General features: G+C 40.5%; 14 protein-coding genes. 13 read left to right on the top strand and 1 reads right to left on the bottom strand.

Annotated elements, in window-relative coordinates; translation table 11 throughout:
- Positions 1–223: 223 nt before the first annotated feature.
- The 5 genes from ACQKMP_RS01170 (at position 224) to ACQKMP_RS01150 (ending at position 7,396) form a co-directional block, all read left to right on the top strand.
- Complete coding sequence (locus ACQKMP_RS01170) at positions 224–1,192, top strand: ABC transporter permease (RefSeq protein ID WP_042127372.1); 969 nt, start codon at positions 224–226, stop codon at positions 1,190–1,192.
- 29 nt (positions 1,193–1,221) lie between these two features.
- Positions 1,222–2,118, top strand: coding sequence for a carbohydrate ABC transporter permease (locus ACQKMP_RS01165; protein ID WP_042127373.1), 897 nt, complete (start codon positions 1,222–1,224; stop codon positions 2,116–2,118).
- A gap of 72 nt (positions 2,119–2,190) precedes the next feature.
- A complete protein-coding gene (locus tag ACQKMP_RS01160) occupies positions 2,191–3,876 on the top strand; it encodes an extracellular solute-binding protein (protein WP_052404491.1) in 1,686 nt (561 codons plus the stop codon).
- A 168-nt stretch (positions 3,877–4,044) separates the two neighbouring features.
- Positions 4,045–5,631 (top strand): response regulator transcription factor, encoded by a 1,587-nt coding sequence (locus ACQKMP_RS01155; RefSeq protein WP_042187852.1) that lies wholly within the window; start codon positions 4,045–4,047, stop codon positions 5,629–5,631.
- Between the two features lie 16 nt (positions 5,632–5,647).
- Entirely contained in the window at positions 5,648–7,396 is a 1,749-nt protein-coding gene (locus ACQKMP_RS01150) for a sensor histidine kinase (RefSeq protein ID WP_339803505.1), read from the top strand.
- 85 nt (positions 7,397–7,481) lie between these two features.
- Here the strand turns inward: ACQKMP_RS01150 and ACQKMP_RS01145 are convergent, their stop codons facing one another.
- A complete protein-coding gene (locus tag ACQKMP_RS01145) occupies positions 7,482–7,688 on the bottom strand; it encodes a DUF1657 domain-containing protein (RefSeq protein ID WP_036678243.1) in 207 nt (68 codons plus the stop codon).
- 208 nt (positions 7,689–7,896) lie between these two features.
- Between ACQKMP_RS01145 and ACQKMP_RS01140 the strand changes: the two genes are divergently transcribed.
- The 8 genes from ACQKMP_RS01140 (at position 7,897) to ACQKMP_RS01105 (ending at position 18,880) form a co-directional block, all read left to right on the top strand.
- Positions 7,897–8,757 carry a DUF421 domain-containing protein gene (locus ACQKMP_RS01140; RefSeq protein ID WP_042187856.1) on the top strand — a complete coding sequence of 287 codons (861 nt, stop codon included), beginning with the start codon at positions 7,897–7,899 and terminating at the stop codon, positions 8,755–8,757.
- A gap of 158 nt (positions 8,758–8,915) precedes the next feature.
- Positions 8,916–10,358, top strand: coding sequence for a spore germination protein (locus tag ACQKMP_RS01135; protein WP_427468674.1), 1,443 nt, complete (start codon positions 8,916–8,918; stop codon positions 10,356–10,358).
- Positions 10,355–11,509, top strand: a complete 1,155-nt coding sequence (locus ACQKMP_RS01130; RefSeq protein ID WP_042187860.1) for a Ger(x)C family spore germination protein — start codon at positions 10,355–10,357, stop codon at positions 11,507–11,509. Before ACQKMP_RS01135 ends, ACQKMP_RS01130 begins: the two co-directional genes overlap by 4 nt.
- A gap of 20 nt (positions 11,510–11,529) precedes the next feature.
- On the top strand, positions 11,530–12,618 hold the full coding sequence (locus tag ACQKMP_RS01125; RefSeq protein WP_339247842.1) for a GerAB/ArcD/ProY family transporter: 1,089 nt from the start codon (positions 11,530–11,532) through the stop codon (positions 12,616–12,618).
- Between the two features lie 139 nt (positions 12,619–12,757).
- Entirely contained in the window at positions 12,758–13,735 is a 978-nt protein-coding gene (locus ACQKMP_RS01120) for an AAA family ATPase (RefSeq protein WP_427468673.1), read from the top strand.
- 3 nt (positions 13,736–13,738) lie between these two features.
- Complete coding sequence (locus tag ACQKMP_RS01115) at positions 13,739–14,827, top strand: DUF58 domain-containing protein (protein WP_427468672.1); 1,089 nt, start codon at positions 13,739–13,741, stop codon at positions 14,825–14,827.
- Positions 14,824–16,158: a hypothetical protein gene (locus tag ACQKMP_RS01110; RefSeq protein WP_427468671.1), complete on the top strand. Its 1,335-nt coding sequence runs from the start codon at positions 14,824–14,826 to the stop codon at positions 16,156–16,158. The genes ACQKMP_RS01115 and ACQKMP_RS01110 overlap by 4 nt, the downstream gene beginning before the upstream one ends.
- 136 nt (positions 16,159–16,294) lie before the next feature.
- Entirely contained in the window at positions 16,295–18,880 is a 2,586-nt protein-coding gene (locus ACQKMP_RS01105) for a hypothetical protein (RefSeq protein ID WP_427468670.1), read from the top strand.
- Position 18,881 lies beyond the last annotated feature (1 nt).

The raw sequence follows: 18,881 nt of genomic DNA, 5'->3' as shown, positions 1-18,881 counted from the left end.
TAAATTATGCTTTTATTAAATTGGACGAGCTATTTCAAGAAAGTGTCAAAGTATCAATAATAGTTGTTTTGTCATATACCTTTGAAAGCGCTTAGATATTAAGATTAATTCATAAGATAGCAAATCAACGGAGGGAGAGTAGAGGAGAACCAAGGCTGCAAAAAGAGAGAAAGCCATGAAAGATGCTTTATTTATAAGAATCTAGGTTTAGGAGGACTTACATATGGCGAACGCAAGCGTCGCACCAGACAAGACATCAAGACCGAATCTCGGCAAGCATCGGACCAGCGGGATAAGACGCTTTTTTAAGCAAATAGATCTGCAGCTTATGGTATTGCCAGCACTTGTTTTAGTTTTTATTTTTGCCTATATCCCCATGTACGGTATTCTAATCGCTTTTCAAGATTACAAGTTAGGTAATAGCTTTATTAGCAGTGATTGGGTTGGATTAAAGCACTTTATTTACTTCTTTAATGCTCCTGAATTTGAAGTGGTTATGAAAAATACAATCATAATCAGCTTACTGAAGTTCTGTTTTGGATTTCCTGCACCGATTATTTTGGCGTTAATGCTGAACGAAGTTCGTAAGATGTTCTTTAAACGGGTTATTCAGACCGTTACATACTTGCCTCACTTCTTATCGTGGGTGGTTATCGGCTCGATGGTTACCTCGATGCTATCCGTAGATAATGGCAGTATAAATATGCTGCTTGAGAAATTGAGATTTATCGATGAACCGATTAACTTCCTGTCTATGACCGAATATTTCTGGGGCATTTTAGTTACAACCAATGTGTGGAAGGAAATTGGATTTGCCTCGATCGTTTACTTAGCTGCCATTGCTGGTATTGATCCGCACTTATACGAAGCTGCTTCGATGGATGGTGCGAGTCGCTTTAAACAGATATATTTGATTACGTTGCCTTCCATTATGCCAGTTGTGATCATCTTTATGATTCTGGCAATCGGTAATCTGGTGAATGCAGGATTTGAAGATATTTTGATCCTTGCTTCCAATCCGGCTCTACGAGAGGTATCAGATTCAGTTGATGTATATGTTGTACGTGTCGGTATAGATAACTTCAGGTACTCCTATGCGACTGCTATCGGATTGTTCAAGGCCGTTATCAGTGTGACATTACTTACCTTTGCAAATTTCATTGCCAGAAGAGCGGGAAACAGCTTGTGGTAATGAATTACTCAATATAGGGGGACTGAATTATGAAACGTACTAACATAGGAGACCGATTGTTTATTGGATTCATATATGTATTCTTGACCTTACTGGCATTCTCCGCGTTTTATCCATTTTGGAATTCACTTGTGATTTCTTTTAATGAGGGGATGGATACTTCCAAAGGCGGAATTACTTTCTGGGTCCGTGAGTTCACGCTTGAGAATTATAAGATCGTATTTGAAGATTCTCGTTTAATGGGTGGATTCGTCATTGCAACATTGCGGACGGTAATTGGTACAGTAACAGCGATATTGGCCACTTCGATATTTGCTTATGGGATGTCGAAGCGCGAACTAATGGGTCGCAAATACTACATGATTATGTGTATCATTACAATGTATTTCGGCGGGGGACTCATTCCGTCATACATGCTTATCAGAAGTTTAGGCCTCTTCAACTCATTTTGGGTGTTTATTATTCCTGCACTTGTCAGCGTATGGAATATGATCATATTCCGGACCTTCTTCCAAGGTCTTCCGCAAGGTTTAGAGGAGTCAGCAAAGATTGATGGCTGCGGATACTGGGGAACTTTTCTCCGAATCGTACTTCCCTTGTCAGGGCCAGTCATCGCAACATTATCATTGTTCACAGCAGTCAATCACTGGAATGAGTGGTTCGTAGCGAGTATTTACATTACGAAAGAGGAGTTAATGCCGATTCAGACCATCTTGAGACAGATATTGTTCTCTAATATTGCTTCAGAACAGCTGTCTAATGTAGATGCAAGTTCCATTGCTCATATTAACTCAGCCAAGAAAATAACGTCGAAGTCATTAACGATGGCTACGATCATGGTTGCAACCATTCCGATTGTATGTGTATACCCATTCCTACAAAGATTCTTCGTTAAAGGTGTCTTGGTCGGATCATTGAAAGAGTAGGATGATAGAATGAGATGGGGTTTAGAGCGTATTGCTTTGAACATAGATTACAAATTGAAAGGGGAAAATACATTGAAGACTAAGAGAAAGATGCTTCTCGGAACGTTGTCTACCTTGCTATTGTCGACTGTGGTGGCGGGTTGTGGTGGCAACAATTCAAGCGCTCCAGCTGCAACTGCTGAACCAGTGAAAGAAGGAGGAACAGCGGTTAACACAGCAACTGAAGCTCCAGCGGCTGATTTGTATGAGTTAGGGAAAGAACCGCTTGAAGTATCATTCTACGGAAACTACGGCTGGTATCAAATGCCGAAATGGGGCAAAGATGCTGCTTCTAAATGGATTTTAGATAATTTGAAAATCAATGTCACTGGAATTAGCTCTGGTGGTAATAATGCTCAGAAGCTGCAAACGATGATCGTTGGTAATGAGCTACCGGATATTGTATGGACTGAGAAAGGTGCTGACGTAGAGCGTCTTCGTCAAGCGGATATGCTAGTTCCTTTGGATGAATACATTGATAAATATCCAAACTTTAAAAAGTACTTAACAGCTGGACATTTGGAATTGCTTCGTTCTCCTGATGGTAAAATCTATCAGCTGCCGAATTATTATACAACACAGCCAAACGGTAATGCCGGTTATGCGATCAATAAGAAAATTTACAAAGAACTCGGTTCTCCTAAGCTAGAGACTACGGATGATTTGTATGCTTACTTAAATGCTGTTAAAGCGAAGTTCCCAGATGTTATTCCGTTTGAGACTGGCTTAGCGAAAGATGGTAACGGTATTGACCAGTTGTTCTCCTCTTTTAAAGAGAATAACCTTTCGTATACTAGAATATATGCTGTACCTGATGGCGACAAAATGGCTTCCATTTACAAAGATGAAGGGTTCCGTGAGTCCGTTGTCTTTGGTGCTAAATTAATGCGTGAGAAGCTTATGACACAGGATGCGAATACCCAAACAGAAGACCAAATTAGAGAGAAAGCGATGAATGGCAAGTTCGCTGTGATTGCGACATTCGATCCGATGAAGTTGCTCGCTACTGCTGATGAAGAGATGAAGAAGAAAAATCCTGAAGATGGTTATATGTTTATTAAACCAATCTACAAACCGGGCTTGGATCAAAGTAAAATCACTCCGGGAACGTACAATCAGTTAGGCTGGAACGTGGCTACAATCACTAAAAACGCTAAAAATCCAGAAGCTGTATTCGCAATGCTTGATTGGATGACAGGTGCAGAAGGTTCTATGGTTCTGAACTGGGGCCCTCCAGGACCAGACGCTTACTGGGATGGCTTTGAAGCAGATGGACTTACTCCTAAATTTAATAAAGATAAATATCTAAATGAGCCAGAAGCATTGTCTGAAATCAGCGGTAAGGCTGGTGACTTGGTTTGGGTAGGAAACACGGTTTTCTTGGATAATACGAAGAAAATGATGCTGCAAACCCTTCCAGCTGATAAGATCGACTTTAGTAACCGTTGGCAGATGGAAGTAACGTGGGCTTCACAAGGCGACTTTACGGAGTTCCTAAACTGGGATCCGGCTCCAGACAGTGAAGAAGGTATTATCAGACAAAGCGTTAGAGATATCTGGCTAACTGCTAGAGCGAAATCAATGTATGCGAAGACCGATGCAGAAGCATTAGCCATTCTTGACAAAGCACATGATGATTCCATGAAGGTTGGTTATGAGAAATTCCTTGATTATGTTACAAAAGTATGGACAGAAAACAAGAAAGCTTTAGGAAAATAATAATTAGTAATACGAAGGTTTGCTACTAGGCAAGCCTTCGTTTTTACGTTGTATTCCGATGACTCATTGTTTATAGGCTGGTAGACAAATTTATGAATGGTATACTGGGAAAGAGTAATGGTAGAATTTACAGGGACAGATTTATGCATTTCAAAGGGGGACTTGTTGATGTACAACGTATTATTAGTAGACGATGAGATGCTGGATCTAGAAGGTATGAGACAATTTATTCCTTGGAATGAGCTTGGTATGGAAGTTGTAGAGGCAGCAAATAACGCGTTTACCGCGTGCGATATTTTAGATCAGCATGTTATTGATATTATCGTAAGCGATGTGAATATGCCGAATATGTCGGGCCTTGAGCTGGCTCGAATTGCTATAGAGAAAAAAAAGGATATACGCGTGATATTTGTAAGCGGTTACCAAGATTTTAGCTATGTTAAGCAAGCACTGTCACTAAAGGCGTATAGCTACGTCCTTAAGCCAATGGATGATAGCGAACTCATTGCTGCACTTCAGAAAGTAAGGCAGGATTTAGACGATGAACGTAAACGACGTGATGTTGAAGAAGCCTATCAGCATATGATTCCAATGGCCAAAAATGATTTGTTGATACGCTTATTCGAAGGGGAATGGGAAGGGGAAGAGGGTAGCCAGGCCGGAATGTTGTCGCTTGTGAAGTCATACGGTCTGGATAAGCTGAATTGGCCTGTTCGTGTAGCTGTCTTGGAGCTTGACTACTTCAACTGGCTTCAAGGACAGGATAATCTATCTAAACATCAAATGGCTAAGGACTTCCTTTATGAAGTGAATAGAATAGGTCAGAAGCACGGAATGCCACATTGCTACAAGGTATCGTCCTATCGGATTGCATTATTGATTAACGAGCAGGAAATGGAAAAGTTCACTGAGGATATTTACGCCTCGATTCGTGCAAAGTTTCCAGTCACAATGACTGTAGGTGTAGGCAAACCAACATTTTCTATGGAACAGATTCATATCTCCTATCGACAAGCTATGGAAGCTGTGGACGGAAAAATGTTTATTGGCAAAGGCAATCTAATAATGTATGAGACCGTTAGCAGTGAACCAGGGATGATCGATGCTCGTATGTTAGATACCCGTATGGATACGCTGTTTAAAGCGGTGAAAGAGTATGAGCTAGTTCTTATTTATGATGAGATTGACAAGTTATTCCGCTCTGTAAGTAGTTTGAGATCCAAATTCACTATTCATAATCTGGCAATGTATATCATTTGGAAGCTGGATCAGCAGTTAAAGGATGTTAGTGAGGATTTATTTGAAATTTTAGGTATGGAAATACATAGTTTAGATGTTTTACACCAATTCGATACGATCAGTGATATTCGCTCGTGGCTCGTACTCAAAACGTTTGAGATCTCCGAGTACCTGCGTAGTAAATCAGATTCAGTGAACCATAAATTGATTAGAGAAATCATTCAAACGATGCAGGATAGAATGAGCGATAACTTTACGCTTAAAGATATTGCGCAGCAGTTCTCTTTCTCCCCTAACTATTTGGGCTATCTATTCAAAGAGGAAACAGGGAAAACGTTCAGTGAAGTGCTTACACAGCTTCGAATGGATCAAGCAGGCAAGCTTTTAAAAGATCCGACCTGCAAAATCTATGAAATCGCTAGCAAGGTAGGCTATCGGTATCTCCCTTATTTCAGCAGACAGTTCAAAGAGGCTTATGGTATGACACCTATGGAGTATCGTAAGCGCGACAAGTGATGGGGGATGATGTTCTATGAAATTACGAAGAAGACATAAGTATGTGCCGATTGGGTATAAGTTAATGCTGACGTATATGTTTTTTATTATTATTCCTATATCCTTGATAGGGTTCGTCTCTCATTCCATGTATAATGATTCATTACGCGAACATATCAATACGAATATTAAAGGAACGTTATTGCAGATTCGTGACAATATTGATTATAAAATGGACGAAGTTACTCGAATATCAACGCAATTATACAGTGATTTTGATTTTTATCGGAATCTTCGGAGTTATGAGGAAGGCTGGGAAAATTACGATCGGATGTCTAAGAAGGTGCTGCCAAAGCTTGACGTAGCTATTCAATCTACTGGTGTGAAGATAGGGATGTCGCTATTCTTAAAGAATGAATCGATCCCTGAGATCTATTCGAATTCACTTGAGGGCTATTTGGATAATAGTAGCTTTTATCATCTCTACCACATGAAACGGATTGAAGGTAAGTCCTGGTATTATGATTTTCCAACTGAAAAATACGCTGAAACTATGAAATGGTGGCAGATCGAGAGTGATGTAGAGAATAATCGCATCTCGTTGCTCCGTAGACTAATTGATACATACGAGCCTCTTAAGCCTAAAGAGATAGGATTCCTGCGGATTAATGTAAGGATTCCAGATCTATTTGACAGTGTCAATTATACGAAGATAGGAAAAGGAAGTAATTTAATTATAAAGAATGAGTTTGGAAGAACGATGTATCAATCGGGTGAACTACCGGAGAACTATACTAATGAAGCCGAGCTAAATAAGGATTACCTGACGATTAAAGAAACGATTATGGTTGCTAACCAAGCATGGCAATTAATCGCGCTTGTTCCGATTACAATCCTTGAAAAGGATGCAATGAAGGTACGTTTGTTTATTATTTTAATGTGTCTCATATGCTGTGTGGTTTTTAGCTTTGTAGGTATATTTATATCCCGTTATTTTTCGATTCGTATTAATAAGTTCGTATATGTGCTTAATGCCTATCGGGAAGGTGATCTTCACAAGCGTATTAAATATCGAGGGAAGGATGAATTCTCTCAGATAGCAACCGCACTGAATGATATGGGTGAGAATATTGATATGTTGATTAAAGAGGTATATCTGACGCAGCTCCAGAAGAAGGAAGCGGAGCTTGAAATCCTACAATCGCAAATCAACCCACATTTTCTGTACAATACTTTGTCGTCTATTATTCAATTAGCCAAATTTGGTCAAAATGAGAAGCTGCAGAAGATGGTGATGGAATTAGCGAAGTTTTACCGCTTAACGCTTAATGAGGGCCGTACGATGATCCCGGTTCCAACTGAAATTGAGCAAGCAAACGCCTATTTAGAAATCCAGAAAATTAAATACGGTGACCGCTTAGAGGTTCTGTTTGATTTTGATACTGAGATCTGGCCTTATGAGACCATTAAACTGATTCTACAACCCTTTATCGAGAACGTCCTGAAGCATGCTTGGTGCGGCGATCACATTCATTTACGGATTGTAGGACGTAAGGAAGGCGATAATATTCTCTTCCGTATTATTGACGATGGTATTGGCATCAGACAAGAGCGTATTGATCAAATTTTCGATTCGAAGGGACACACAAATACAGGTTATGGCGTCCGTAATGTGGATCAACGGATTAAGCTGCAATATGGACCTGAGTATGGCGTAAGTATTTTTAGTCGTGTGGGAATTGGAACATCAGTTCAGATCCTGATTCCTGCCAAAAAAAGAAAGTAAGCGGTATTGCAGTGATGATGTAGAGAAGGGGTCATTAAGCTAGTTATCGCTAGCTTAATGACCCCTTTGATTGTTCAAGTGATCGTTAGAAACCTTTGTATTGAGGTTCTTCTGACTCTAATTCGGTTACCCGATTTTCAACCTGTGTAACGATTTGTTGCGTTTGCTCAGCTGCATTTGTGAATAAAGTTTTTGCACTTTCGTTTTGTGTTTCAAGTGCAAATTGCTCCAAGCTCGCTTGAGCGCCTTTTAAAGAAGATAAACATGTTTTAACTTGTGAGGCTACTGTCATTAGGTTTCTCTCCTCTGTTTTAAGTTTCTAGCATGACGTTTTCTATTGTCCTCAACCGTTACTTTAGTTATGCAGGAAAAAAATAGAAGCTTTACATGTTAACCGATTTCCATAAATAAGTAGTCTAATTCAGGATTGAATGGACCTTTTTTGACAAATAATGAGTGTTAATAAACAAGTGTTGATTTAAAAAAGGAGGAAAATTGTGATGCCGGAGTGGTTGGAGGTTGTAGTACGAACACTCTTTGCTGTGGTTGTGCTTTTCTTTTTAACTAAATTACTGGGGAAGAGACAAGTATCGCAGCTTTCGTTCTTCGAGTATATTACGGGGATAACCGTCGGCAGCTTAGCCGCCTATATTTCTTTGGATACGGATAAGTATTGGCATTTAGGACTCATTGCACTGATTGTATGGGTCGCTTGTTCTTTAGGAATTGAATGGCTTCAGATGAAGAGTAAAAAAGCAAGAGACTTCATTGACTTTAAGTCCACCGTTCTTATAAAAGACGGGAAAATACTTGAAGATCATATGAAAAAGGAACGTTTAACAACAGATGAATTATTGGAAGAGCTACGTAAAAAGGATGTATTCAATATATCTGAAGTGGAATTTGCGATTATGGAGTCTGATGGAGCGATTAATGTTCTGCTTAAGAAGGAGTATCTCCCTCTATCGGCAAAAGACCTGGGTGTGAAGGTTGCCCCACAGAAAGAGTCACAAGCCGTCATTATGGATGGAAAAGTATTAGATAAACCGTTAGATACCTTAAATCTGACTCGCAGCTGGCTTGATGGAGCGCTAGAGAAAATGGGACTAACCGTCGAGAATGTATTTCTCGCTCAAGTTGATTCTTATGGAGAGCTGACAGTCGATTTGTATGCCGACAACTTTAAAGTTCCACAGCCACAAGATAAACCACAATTATATGCTTTGCTAAAAAAATGTGAAGCGGATCTGGAAATGTTCAGTTTGTCGACAGAAAATGAAAAAGCTAAAAAAATGTACGAACAATGCTCAGAGCAATTGCAAGCATCTTTGAAAGTACTAAAGCCTTTAATCCAAAGTTGATGGGCTAACAAACCTCATCCCTAAAAGAAGAAAGAACCGGTTTTTCGCATCGGTTCTTTTTTTCATATACAGCTAAATGGAGTAGGAAGTATAAACCTCGTAAACAATTGGCAAACTAAGCCAGATTCGCAAGTCACAACCAAGGAGGTATACAGCCTATGTCAGGAATTCTAGAAACTATTAAAGATCAACTGGAGGGATGCAGTGATGCGGTGTATCAGTCCATTTCTGTTCATGGGCACACATGTCTTTTGATCTATATCCCTTCCATCATCGATTCTAAGACACTTCATGAAAGTATTGCTTTACCGCTAAAAACAGAAGCAGAAGCAAAGCTCGAATGGGCGAATTTTTTAGAACGGTTAGATCAAGGAATTGTTTTTCCTATCCAATATCTCAAGGCATTTGACTTACAGAAGATCGTAGATATGATCGTTGCTGGAAAAGTAGTGCTTTGTATAGAGGATCTTCCTTATGTTTATTATTTTGAAATTACCCAATATCAAAAAAGATCAGTGACCGAATCACAAAACGAACTTGTTGTGATTGGTCCCCAAGAGGCTTTCATTGAAGATATTGAAACGAATCTCTCTTTGATTCGACATAAAATTAAACATCCGGATCTAAAAACCATTCATTATTCGATTGGTAAATATACAAAAACTGATGTGTATGTGGTCTACATTGAAGGACTTTACAAAAAAGAAGTTCTTGAAGAGATAAAACAGAAACTAAATGAAATAGATATCGACGGGATACTAGGGATTAGTTATATATCAGAATATTTAAGGGATGGTAATCTCACGCCATTTCCGTTATTTCAATATACAGAACGTCCTGATTCGGTGGCTGCTTCTTTAATGGAAGGCCGAATCGGAATCTTACAAGATGGCACACCTACTGCAATGCTCGCTCCGACATCTTTTTTCACCATGCTGCAATCCTCTGAGGATTATTACCAAAGCTTTTATGCAGCAAGCTGGATTCGTGTTGTTAGATTTCTGTTCTCAATCATATCCATGATTCTTCCATCACTTTATGTAGCGATTACAACCTTTCATCCTCAAATCATTCCACCAAACCTGTTAATTACAATTGCTTCTGCGAGAGAGAACATTCCTTTCTCAGCGCTTACCGAGGCTTTAATTATGGAGCTTACCTTTGAAGCGCTTAGAGAAGCCGGGACTAGAATTCCGAAACCAGTAGGACAGACGGTTTCAATTATTGGGGGTATCGTTATTGGTCAGGCTGCGGTCCAAGCAGGAATTGTATCTGCTCCAATGGTTATTGTTGTTTCTATTACTGGAATTGCCACCTACATCATTCCTCATTATGAGCTAGGTCTGACTTTCCGACTACTTCGTTTCCCGTTACTCGTTATGGGTGGAACAATGGGGCTGCTCGGGGTATATATTACAGCTTTTTTGATTTACGGTCATTTAGCTAATTTAAGACCGTTAGGTGCTCCATATTTGCAACCCGTTGCCCCACTTGTGTTACGGGACTGGAAGGATACATTAACTCGTTTTCCCTCGAACTTTATGACGAAACGCAGCAATCTCTATACTGATAGGAATAAAAGGAGACAGAAAGAGAAATGAGAATCCTGAAGATAGGAGTTATTGTAATCCTGCTCCTAAATATAACAGGTTGTTGGTCGTCGAAGGTTGAGTTGGATGAACTAACATTTGTATATGGAATGTTTATCGATGAAGGCAAAGAACCAAATACTGTTGAAATTACGATTAACTCACCCTTGCCCAATCGTCTTAACGCAGCTGGACAACCTTCAAATGGCGGTGGAGGAGACGGTAATACTTATTCTACCGTCTCTAAGACCGCAGAAACGATTGCAGATGCCATGCTGTTAATTCAAAAAGACTTAACACGTCAGCTTAGTCTTGCTCAATTAAAAGTAATTGTCTTAGGGAAGACCTTTGCTGAACAAGGAATCAGCGAACTACTATTATGGATTGAAAGAGAACCAAGTCTTCCTCTGGGTGCTTTTGTTATGGCTAGTCCGGGAAGTGCAAAAGAGATGAATACTTTAACACCTATTTACGAGCAAATACCCTCGGATGTACTAAGGAACTTTGGATCAGAGAGATATTTGTTTTCTACTACGATTAAGGATTGCCTGTATGCAGAGGCATCCGGTGTTGGATTTGCTATAAACAATCTTTCATTTGGTAAAAAAGAAGAAACATCTAAAGATGGAAAACCGGAATTCTGGGCAGGAATCCAAGGGGCAATGCTGTTTCAAAAAGATAAGATGAAAGGAGTTCTTAAGCTTAAAGAGGGAAGGGCATTAGCTTGGGCGGCAGGCAGTCTTAAGCTGGCAGTTTACTCCGTCGATTGGGATGAGGGAAAAAGCGCCGCAAGTGTTGTATTTGTAAGCACAAAATCATCAAAGAAGTTAAATAAAACGGATAAGGGTCCTGTGTTCACAGTGAATTTAAAGGGGAAAGCTAGTGTAATTTATTTAAGGGATCCTAAGAATAGGGATGCAGAGGAACTCGGCCAAATTATCATTGCGAAGCTTAAAGAGAAAGTCTCTGATAATCTTAACGAAGCTATTCGTAATACCCAAAAAGCAGGTGCCGATGTTCTGCAACTCGGATTGTTACTGGAATGGAACGATCCAAAGCAATGGAAGCAGCTTAGAGAGCGGTGGGATAATTATTATGCTCAAGAGGCTGATATTAAAGTGAAGACAGATTTTAGCATTGTGGATTTTGGAACAGCAAAATAAGACGTTTAGAGGGAGAAGTTATGCAAACATCGAAATGGCAGCTGTTCCGTTTTTTTATTATTTTCTTCAGCTCCCAAACCACTATTTTTTTGATTCCGACTCTAATTGCTACTTCATCCTATCAAGGCTGGATTGGTTTAATAGTGGGATCTTTATTAGGGTTAATATTATTGTGGTTTACTTTTCACGTCGGTATGCTGCGGCCAAATCAAGCGTGGGTTAGCTTTGGAAAAGATATCATAGGTAAATGGCCACACAAGTTCATGCTTCTTATGCTTTTATGCTGGTGTGTTTATTATGCATCCTTTGATATTGAGAACTTTGTGCTATTCTTTGGTTCTAATTATTTGAGGGGAACTCCACCTCTGTTTATTCAATGTGTGATTGGGCTAGTGATTATGTATACTGCAAGTTTAGGCTTTACAACGATTGCGTATATGGCGGATGGACTTTTTCTTATTTTTTTCATCACGATGATCATTTTATTTAATTTATTTCTCCCAAATGCGGACTTCAATATGCTGCCAGCCTTCATTCATTATCATGATCCCGGGATTGCCCTGAAGGACTCTATTGTAGTCATGTCATGGTTTGGGGAATGGATTGTCCTCTTGTTTGTTGTGCCCGATCTGAAGCTTGAAGCGAAGATGCTGAAAAGATTAGTTCTTACGGGGATATTTGTCTTAGTAACTGTCTTAATTGGTTGGTCACTGACGATGATGAGTTTTGGTCCACATTTGGGTCAGGAACTGCAATATCCTTTCCTTGAATTGGTGCGCAGCGCCAAACAAGATAATCTGCTAGGTAATTCGGATCCGCTCTTAATTGGAATATGGTCGTCTTCTATGTTCATTCACAGCTCTTTTCTTATCTATGTAGCCTCTAGATGTGTATCCGGCTTGTTTAATACAAAAGCTAGAAAAATGTACATTCCCTTTTTAACAATAGCTTCAATAACGATAGCTTTTTTATATTCACGACACATAGGCAGTTATTATAAACACTATAATAGTTATGCTATTGTTGTCATTTGGCTAATCGTTGAAAGCATACCGATCTATTATGCCATCACGGCTTTCTTTCGATATCGGTATAAAACTGCGAAGTAAATGAAAACAGGAGGGGAAATTTAGGTTCTGCCTTTTTAATAGGCAGGGCTTTTTCTTATGAATTATATATTGGATACACTTTCTGTTATGATTAAAGAACTTATTACATTAATTTCCTCGGATTGGATGGTGTATTTACATGAATCTTCAAGAAGTGACTGAACTCATCAAATCTATTAGAAACAATCTAGCTAAAGTTATTGTAGGAAAAGAGGATGGAGTTGACCTGCTACTGACCGCATTGCTTGCGAATGGCCATGTTCTACTGGAAGATGTTCCGGGTACAGGTAAAACCTTGTTAGCCAAAGTCCTTGCTAAGTCTCTGGATTGTTCATTTAAGCGCATTCAATTTACACCGGATTTGCTGCCGTCAGATTTAAGCGGGATTAATTTTTACAATCAAAAGACAGGAGAATTTCAATTTAGACCAGGTCCAGTATTTGCGAACATTTTGTTGGCAGATGAAATTAACCGTGCAACACCCAGAACACAATCCAGTCTACTGGAATGTATGGAAGAGCGACAAATCACGATCGACGGTGTGACTCATAGTCTAGAAGCTCCATTTCTGGTTATTGCTACTCAGAATCCAATTGACAACCAGGGTACTTTTCCTCTGCCGGAAGCTCAGTTAGATAGATTTTTAATGCGGATTACTACGGGTTACCCATCCTTTGACGAAGGAATTCATATTTTACAGCGCTTCCGCGAAAATAATCCACTCGAAGAGACTGTTGCAGTGGCTTCCGCTCATGATATACAAGCAGCGCAGCGTTTAACTGCTTCTGTAAGTGTTAGTGATGATTTGCTAGCTTATATCGTTCGAATTACGGAAGCTACACGGAAATCCACGGCAGTAAAACTAGGCGCGAGTCCTCGTGCAAGTGGGGCTTTGCTTAAATCCTCTCAAGGATATGCTCTTATTCAAGGTAGATCTTACGTAACACCAGATGACATTAAAGCCGTAGCCGTTCCGGTGCTTGCCCATCGTCTACTTCTTCATCGTGGCTTGGGTTCAAAAGAGGGGCAGGCTGCAGATATTGTGTTACAAGTGCTTCGTGAGGTAGAGGTTCCGACTGAACTCGTAACGTCCTTAAGAGGCGGAAAGGTGGAGTGAGCTATGGCTTTGCCTTGGTTCATTTTCATTACAGTAGCTCTCCTGTTCCTTCTTGCCGTTATCTATGAACGGAATGGTCTGAAAGCGCTTAGCTATACCCGGTACTTTTCGACTAAGGTCGCTTATGAAGGGGATAACCTTGAGATGATCGAGGAGATCGTTAATGCGAAACTTCTGCCATTACCATGGCTTCGGCTGGAATCTAGTATTGCCAGGGGGTTGGAATTTGGAAGTCAGGATAATCTCGGCATCAGCACGGGTGAAATCTATCAGAATCATATCAGCTTGTTCTTTCTTAAATCTTATCGTCATATTAAAAGGCGTCATCAAGTCACTTGCGAGCGGCGTGGGATATACCGTTTGGAGTCGGTCACAATGACCACTGGTGATCCCTTTGGTTTGATTCGGAAAAATAAGACCTATCCCCTCCAATTAGAGCTATTGGTTTACCCTAATCTGTTGAACCTAGATGATCTTCCGCTACCGATACATAGCTGGCTGGGTGAACTTCCAGTGAAAAGATGGATCGTAGAAGATCCTTTCCTGACTGCCGGTATCCGCGAGTATAGCTCAGGAGATTCTATGGGACTTATAAACTGGAAGGCTACAGCGCGCACAGGAACTATGCAGGTACATAAGAAAGACTACACTGCGGATTCCAGACTCGTCATTTGCTTGAATATAGAGGACAGTGATTCCATGTGGAGAGCGGTAACGGATGTGGAACGTATCGAGCAAGGGATAAGGTATGCAGCCACTATCGCCGAATACGCCATGCGCCATGGAATTGAGACGGGATTCATCTGTAACGGTAGATTGGACAACGGGGGCGATAGAGACCCTGTTGAAGCAGAACCTATGGCTGAGCTGGAAGATTTGCTAGAGCTGTTAGCTAAGCTGGAGCTAGACAGAACGCTTCCTATGAGTAGATTGCTAGACCTGCAGGCCGAGAGCGGAATAAGTGATACAGACTTTCTGATCATTAGCTGTCATAGAGGAACAGAATTACAAGAGGCTGCGGATCTCCTAAACTTGCAAGGTAATGGTGTGGAATGGCTGGATATTCCGGAACAGGGGGGAGAGAACGTATGAAACTTCCGTTATCTGGTTACGTATGGAATACGGTCAAACTCTGGATCTTCTCTATCCTAGAATTATTATTAGTTTTACCTGTATGGATTTTATTTCAGGTTTATGTACTACCCAAGCAAGTTGAACCTATGTGGCTGACCGTCATACCACTAATATCATTAGTAGGTATTCTGCTGCGAAAACAGTGTAGTGTTAGATGGAAGCAGCTGCTGGCTGCTCTAATACTTGGGACGGTGGTTGGGGCATTGTCATCAGGAAGTCTGTCGATCGAGAGTCTGCCTTTAGGTGTCGCAGGTTTTATATGCGCTTTTCTTGGAATGACTGCTGACGCTCGAGATCAGTCCGGTAGGAAGTATTGGATAGGGATTGTAATCTATTTTGTTGCGACCATTGTCTTTGGTAGAATTCCCGATTTGGAGGCAAGTGTTACACTACTGACCTGGTGCGGTAGTTTGTGTCTATTGCTCACACTATTTATCTCTAATAGTAGCTATTTACAATATAGTACGCTTTCACAAGAGGGCAAAGCTTTGCCAAAAGGTTTACAAAGGAATAATCGTATTTATGTCATTGGTATAGCAATTGTTGCGGCCGTGTTAGCGGCAGGAGTCGGAAAAGCTATAGGGACACTGCTATGGAATATGATACGTTCGTTCTTCGGATGGATTAGTAATTTATTCTCTGGGTCAAGTGAGCCGCTACCTCCGCCAGTAGAACAGCCTCAAGCGAGTCCGGAACTACCTTTTGTTGGAGATGAAAAGCCTGGTCTACTAGCTGCTATATTAGATGTCGCCTTATACGTTGCTGGAGCTGTGTTAGTGGGCGTTGCAGCTTATTATGCACTTCGGTGGTTGTATAGAAATGCCGGAGGAAAATTGAAGAGAGCTATGGATGCCTTACTATCCATGCTGCGCAGGGAACATACGCCAAAGGACAATACAACTTATCTTGATGAGGAAAAAAGTGTATTTACATGGGAGCAAACGCTTCAAGGTCTAAAGGATTTCTGGAGTACTCGCCTAACGCCAAGACATCGAAAAGACCGCTGGGAGCAGATGAATAGTGAAACGGAGCGTGTTCGCTGGTTATATCGGCGTTGGCTTCATTTGAAGCACGATCATGGTTATGAAGTTAAGAGTTATCTTACGCCGAAGGAAACAGAAGACGATATTATTAAATGGACTGCTCTTAACAAGGTTAAACATAAGGGCGAAGAACATACGGTTAATACGTCGAATTCATTGATTGAATTATATGAAAAAGTTAGATATGGAGAAGAAAATCCTTCTGCTAATGATGTGGCTGCATTGAAAGATGAATTGAAATTATAGAATAGAATATTCTTCAAATTCATGCAAATAGGAACAAATAGGTTACAAACGCTTCAAAAGTGTTACAACATGGATACAATTGGTTTTGTACTTACCACTATAATAATTCTAGCAAAATACTCGTGGAGGGAAGTAAATGAGAAAGCATAGCAGTACATATGTTGTTTTACTATTAAGTACCTTTGTCATCAGTCAATTGACTGGTCATACCGCTTCAGCGGCATCCGCTAATGCTGTTCGTACCAATCCAGCTGTAGCTGCGGCGACAGTAACACCCCCTAGTAATCTGGGTTCCATTTCATTAGGAGCAAATATCAAAGCTACATTAGAAGATGTCAATATTTGGTCACAACCTGGTGGAAATATTTTAACTTATACCCTGAATTATTCAAATGGGAGCAGTAAAAACGCAAACCTAATGTATTATTTTTCGAGAGTGACGACGCCAGGGGGTTCTGTTATTCCGGGTAACCCACTGAGCGCTGACGCGACTAAGAAGAAGATTGGTGCTAAAGAAAGCTTGCGGGTTACATATTACGTCAACATAGGCAAGACCAATTCGTTAAAAGGGATTAAGATTCCCATGTATGTATGGGATTCCAAAACCAAAGGTTATTTAAAGCATGCAGGAAGTTTTACTGTACCAGCTAATTATTCCCCAACTGCTGTAAATGGAAAAAATGTTAGCACCACAATGAATGACATTCCTGTCATCGCCAAAAGTGAGTCCTTAGAGCTCTATAAATATAATGGGAAAGTTTATGCCAAGGTGGGTATAAGCCTGACCAATAAGGGCAGTAAGGTACTCAGTGATCCTGGTTATGCGGCTTATTTACTTTCTGCAGGTGGCAGTTCGTATGAATTAGCACTTGATCGTTCTCAGATTAGTTACAAGATTCAGCCGCAGGAGAAGAAGACTATCTATTATCTTACCGAGATTCCTCCTTATATGAAGACGGATAATATGAAGCTGCAATTTACGCAAAAAGATGAAGCACTGAAGCTTGAGATCGCTAAATCCTCGTACAAGCTACCGGCAGCTACAACACCTAATTTGGTGGTAGGTAAAGGTGTGACCAAGAAAATCACCATTAATAATAATCCGATAGAAACTCAGTTAAACAACGCAAACGTATACGCTGAGAATAATAAAGGGATTTGGACCTTCCAGCTTCGAGTGAAAAATGTTGGGAAGACGGCCGTTACGTTGCCAACGTATGAGCTTGCCGTCAAATCTTCAACAGGGACAACCTTTCCGATCAATGCGAAGGGATTGAGCGGCTTAACCATAAAACCTTTGGAAGAAAAAATCATTCCACTTACCGCACAAATTCCGCTTGAGGTTGAGCAGAGTTCGCTGCAATTGCAAATGATAGAGGCTGTTTCAGCTCCAGCTAATCCAGATACGAGCAGTACAGGCGAGGGAACAGGATCTGAAGGGAATAATGTAAGTACGGGCAATACAGCCAAGCTGACAGTACCTGTTGCTTACTACACAATTTCCTATACATTACGTCCTGAGATTCAAAAAGGTGTGGAGTATAGTGCATCCAATGAATATGGTTCTTTCACTTATAACTTGCTGTCTTTACAGCGCTTTCCTTGGAAAGATGATGACATCGTTGTTGCTAGAATAAATATTAAGAATTCGCAATCGGTGGCATTAACACTTCCAGAATTAAAAGGATCTGTGCAAGTAGACAATGATGATGTGTCTTCCTCTACAGAACTGTTTATGGACAAGGAAACCTCGACGATTGCACCAGGAAAAAATGCGGAAATCTATGTATTTTCCAAAATCCCTTACACACAAGAGTTCGATAAATTAAAAGTGAACCTCTTTACAACGGTAAAAGAAGAGAAGAGCTCGTTCCTGTCGCTTAGCACGAACAGTACGATGAATGCTGTAGCGACTATTGAACGTGGGGGAAGTTATGCAATCACCGGTAAAGGCAAGAACGCTAGTGTCCAAGAGAACAAAACAATTATTTATGAAGGTCTCAATTCTAATATCGTATACACAGAGCTACTGCTTAGCAGTGAGGAAAAAAGACAAAGCAAAATGGCTCGCCTTCAGGGTTACTTTAAAACAGGAGATGGCCAGCTATTCGAAGCTACAGTGAATCAGCCAGATACTTCAGCTACACCTGGTGGTAAGCAATTAATAACGTACTGGGCAAAATTGCCTAAATCCGTTATTCCATCAGACGTAAGTATGTATCTAGGTCCAGGAATTACTGGGAATAAGCTGTCTGAGCCTGGTCAGGAACCAACAGGATTCATTAACATTGCTTCATTGAGTCTAAATCCAGTTTCTACTCCACCGGAGAATAACTTGACGAAGGTTGCGCTATATCCGTACACGATGTCTGTTCTGAGTTCGGAAGGGCGATCGATGCAAGGTAGTACCACTATAGATATCGTAATGAATTACAACTTACTTCGTGACAGTACCTATGACATGGGAACCTTCACTCATAAGCTGGTGCTCAAAATGACAGATCCATATGGTCTATCACAGGAACGAAGCTTGAACATCGGTACTGAACTTCTTGAAGGGAATTACAACTCCTATACTGCAACATTTACCAATAATATGTATAAAAACTTGTCAGGTGGCGCCTACAGAATCACACTGTATGATGAGTTCCAAGGAGAACGGATCGAGCTGGCCAGCCAGGCATATAGCATAAAGATTGATAGAACAGTAACTGAGAAGTAGG

This window comes from Paenibacillus sp. NPDC101420, from assembly GCF_050277435.1.
Lineage (GTDB): Bacteria > Bacillota > Bacilli > Paenibacillales > Paenibacillaceae > Paenibacillus_AQ.
This window is presented reverse-complemented; position numbering and strand designations above follow the sequence as displayed.

Excerpts from the sequence above, each read along its gene's own strand:
- ACQKMP_RS01155 (WP_042187852.1), top strand. The coding sequence starts at position 4,045 with ATGTACAACGTATTATTAGTAGACGATGAGATGCTGGATCTAGAAGGT.
- ACQKMP_RS01120 (WP_427468673.1), top strand. The coding sequence starts at position 12,758 with ATGAATCTTCAAGAAGTGACTGAACTCATCAAATCTATTAGAAACAAT.
- ACQKMP_RS01125 (WP_339247842.1), top strand. The coding sequence starts at position 11,530 with ATGCAAACATCGAAATGGCAGCTGTTCCGTTTTTTTATTATTTTCTTC.
- ACQKMP_RS01150 (WP_339803505.1), top strand. The coding sequence starts at position 5,648 with ATGAAATTACGAAGAAGACATAAGTATGTGCCGATTGGGTATAAGTTA.
- ACQKMP_RS01115 (WP_427468672.1), top strand. The coding sequence starts at position 13,739 with ATGGCTTTGCCTTGGTTCATTTTCATTACAGTAGCTCTCCTGTTCCTT.
- ACQKMP_RS01140 (WP_042187856.1), top strand. The coding sequence starts at position 7,897 with ATGCCGGAGTGGTTGGAGGTTGTAGTACGAACACTCTTTGCTGTGGTT.
- ACQKMP_RS01135 (WP_427468674.1), top strand. The coding sequence starts at position 8,916 with ATGTCAGGAATTCTAGAAACTATTAAAGATCAACTGGAGGGATGCAGT.
- ACQKMP_RS01105 (WP_427468670.1), top strand. The coding sequence starts at position 16,295 with ATGAGAAAGCATAGCAGTACATATGTTGTTTTACTATTAAGTACCTTT.
- ACQKMP_RS01170 (WP_042127372.1), top strand. The coding sequence starts at position 224 with ATGGCGAACGCAAGCGTCGCACCAGACAAGACATCAAGACCGAATCTC.
- ACQKMP_RS01130 (WP_042187860.1), top strand. The coding sequence starts at position 10,355 with ATGAGAATCCTGAAGATAGGAGTTATTGTAATCCTGCTCCTAAATATA.
- ACQKMP_RS01110 (WP_427468671.1), top strand. The coding sequence starts at position 14,824 with ATGAAACTTCCGTTATCTGGTTACGTATGGAATACGGTCAAACTCTGG.
- ACQKMP_RS01165 (WP_042127373.1), top strand. The coding sequence starts at position 1,222 with ATGAAACGTACTAACATAGGAGACCGATTGTTTATTGGATTCATATAT.
- ACQKMP_RS01145 (WP_036678243.1), bottom strand. The coding sequence starts at position 7,688 with ATGACAGTAGCCTCACAAGTTAAAACATGTTTATCTTCTTTAAAAGGC.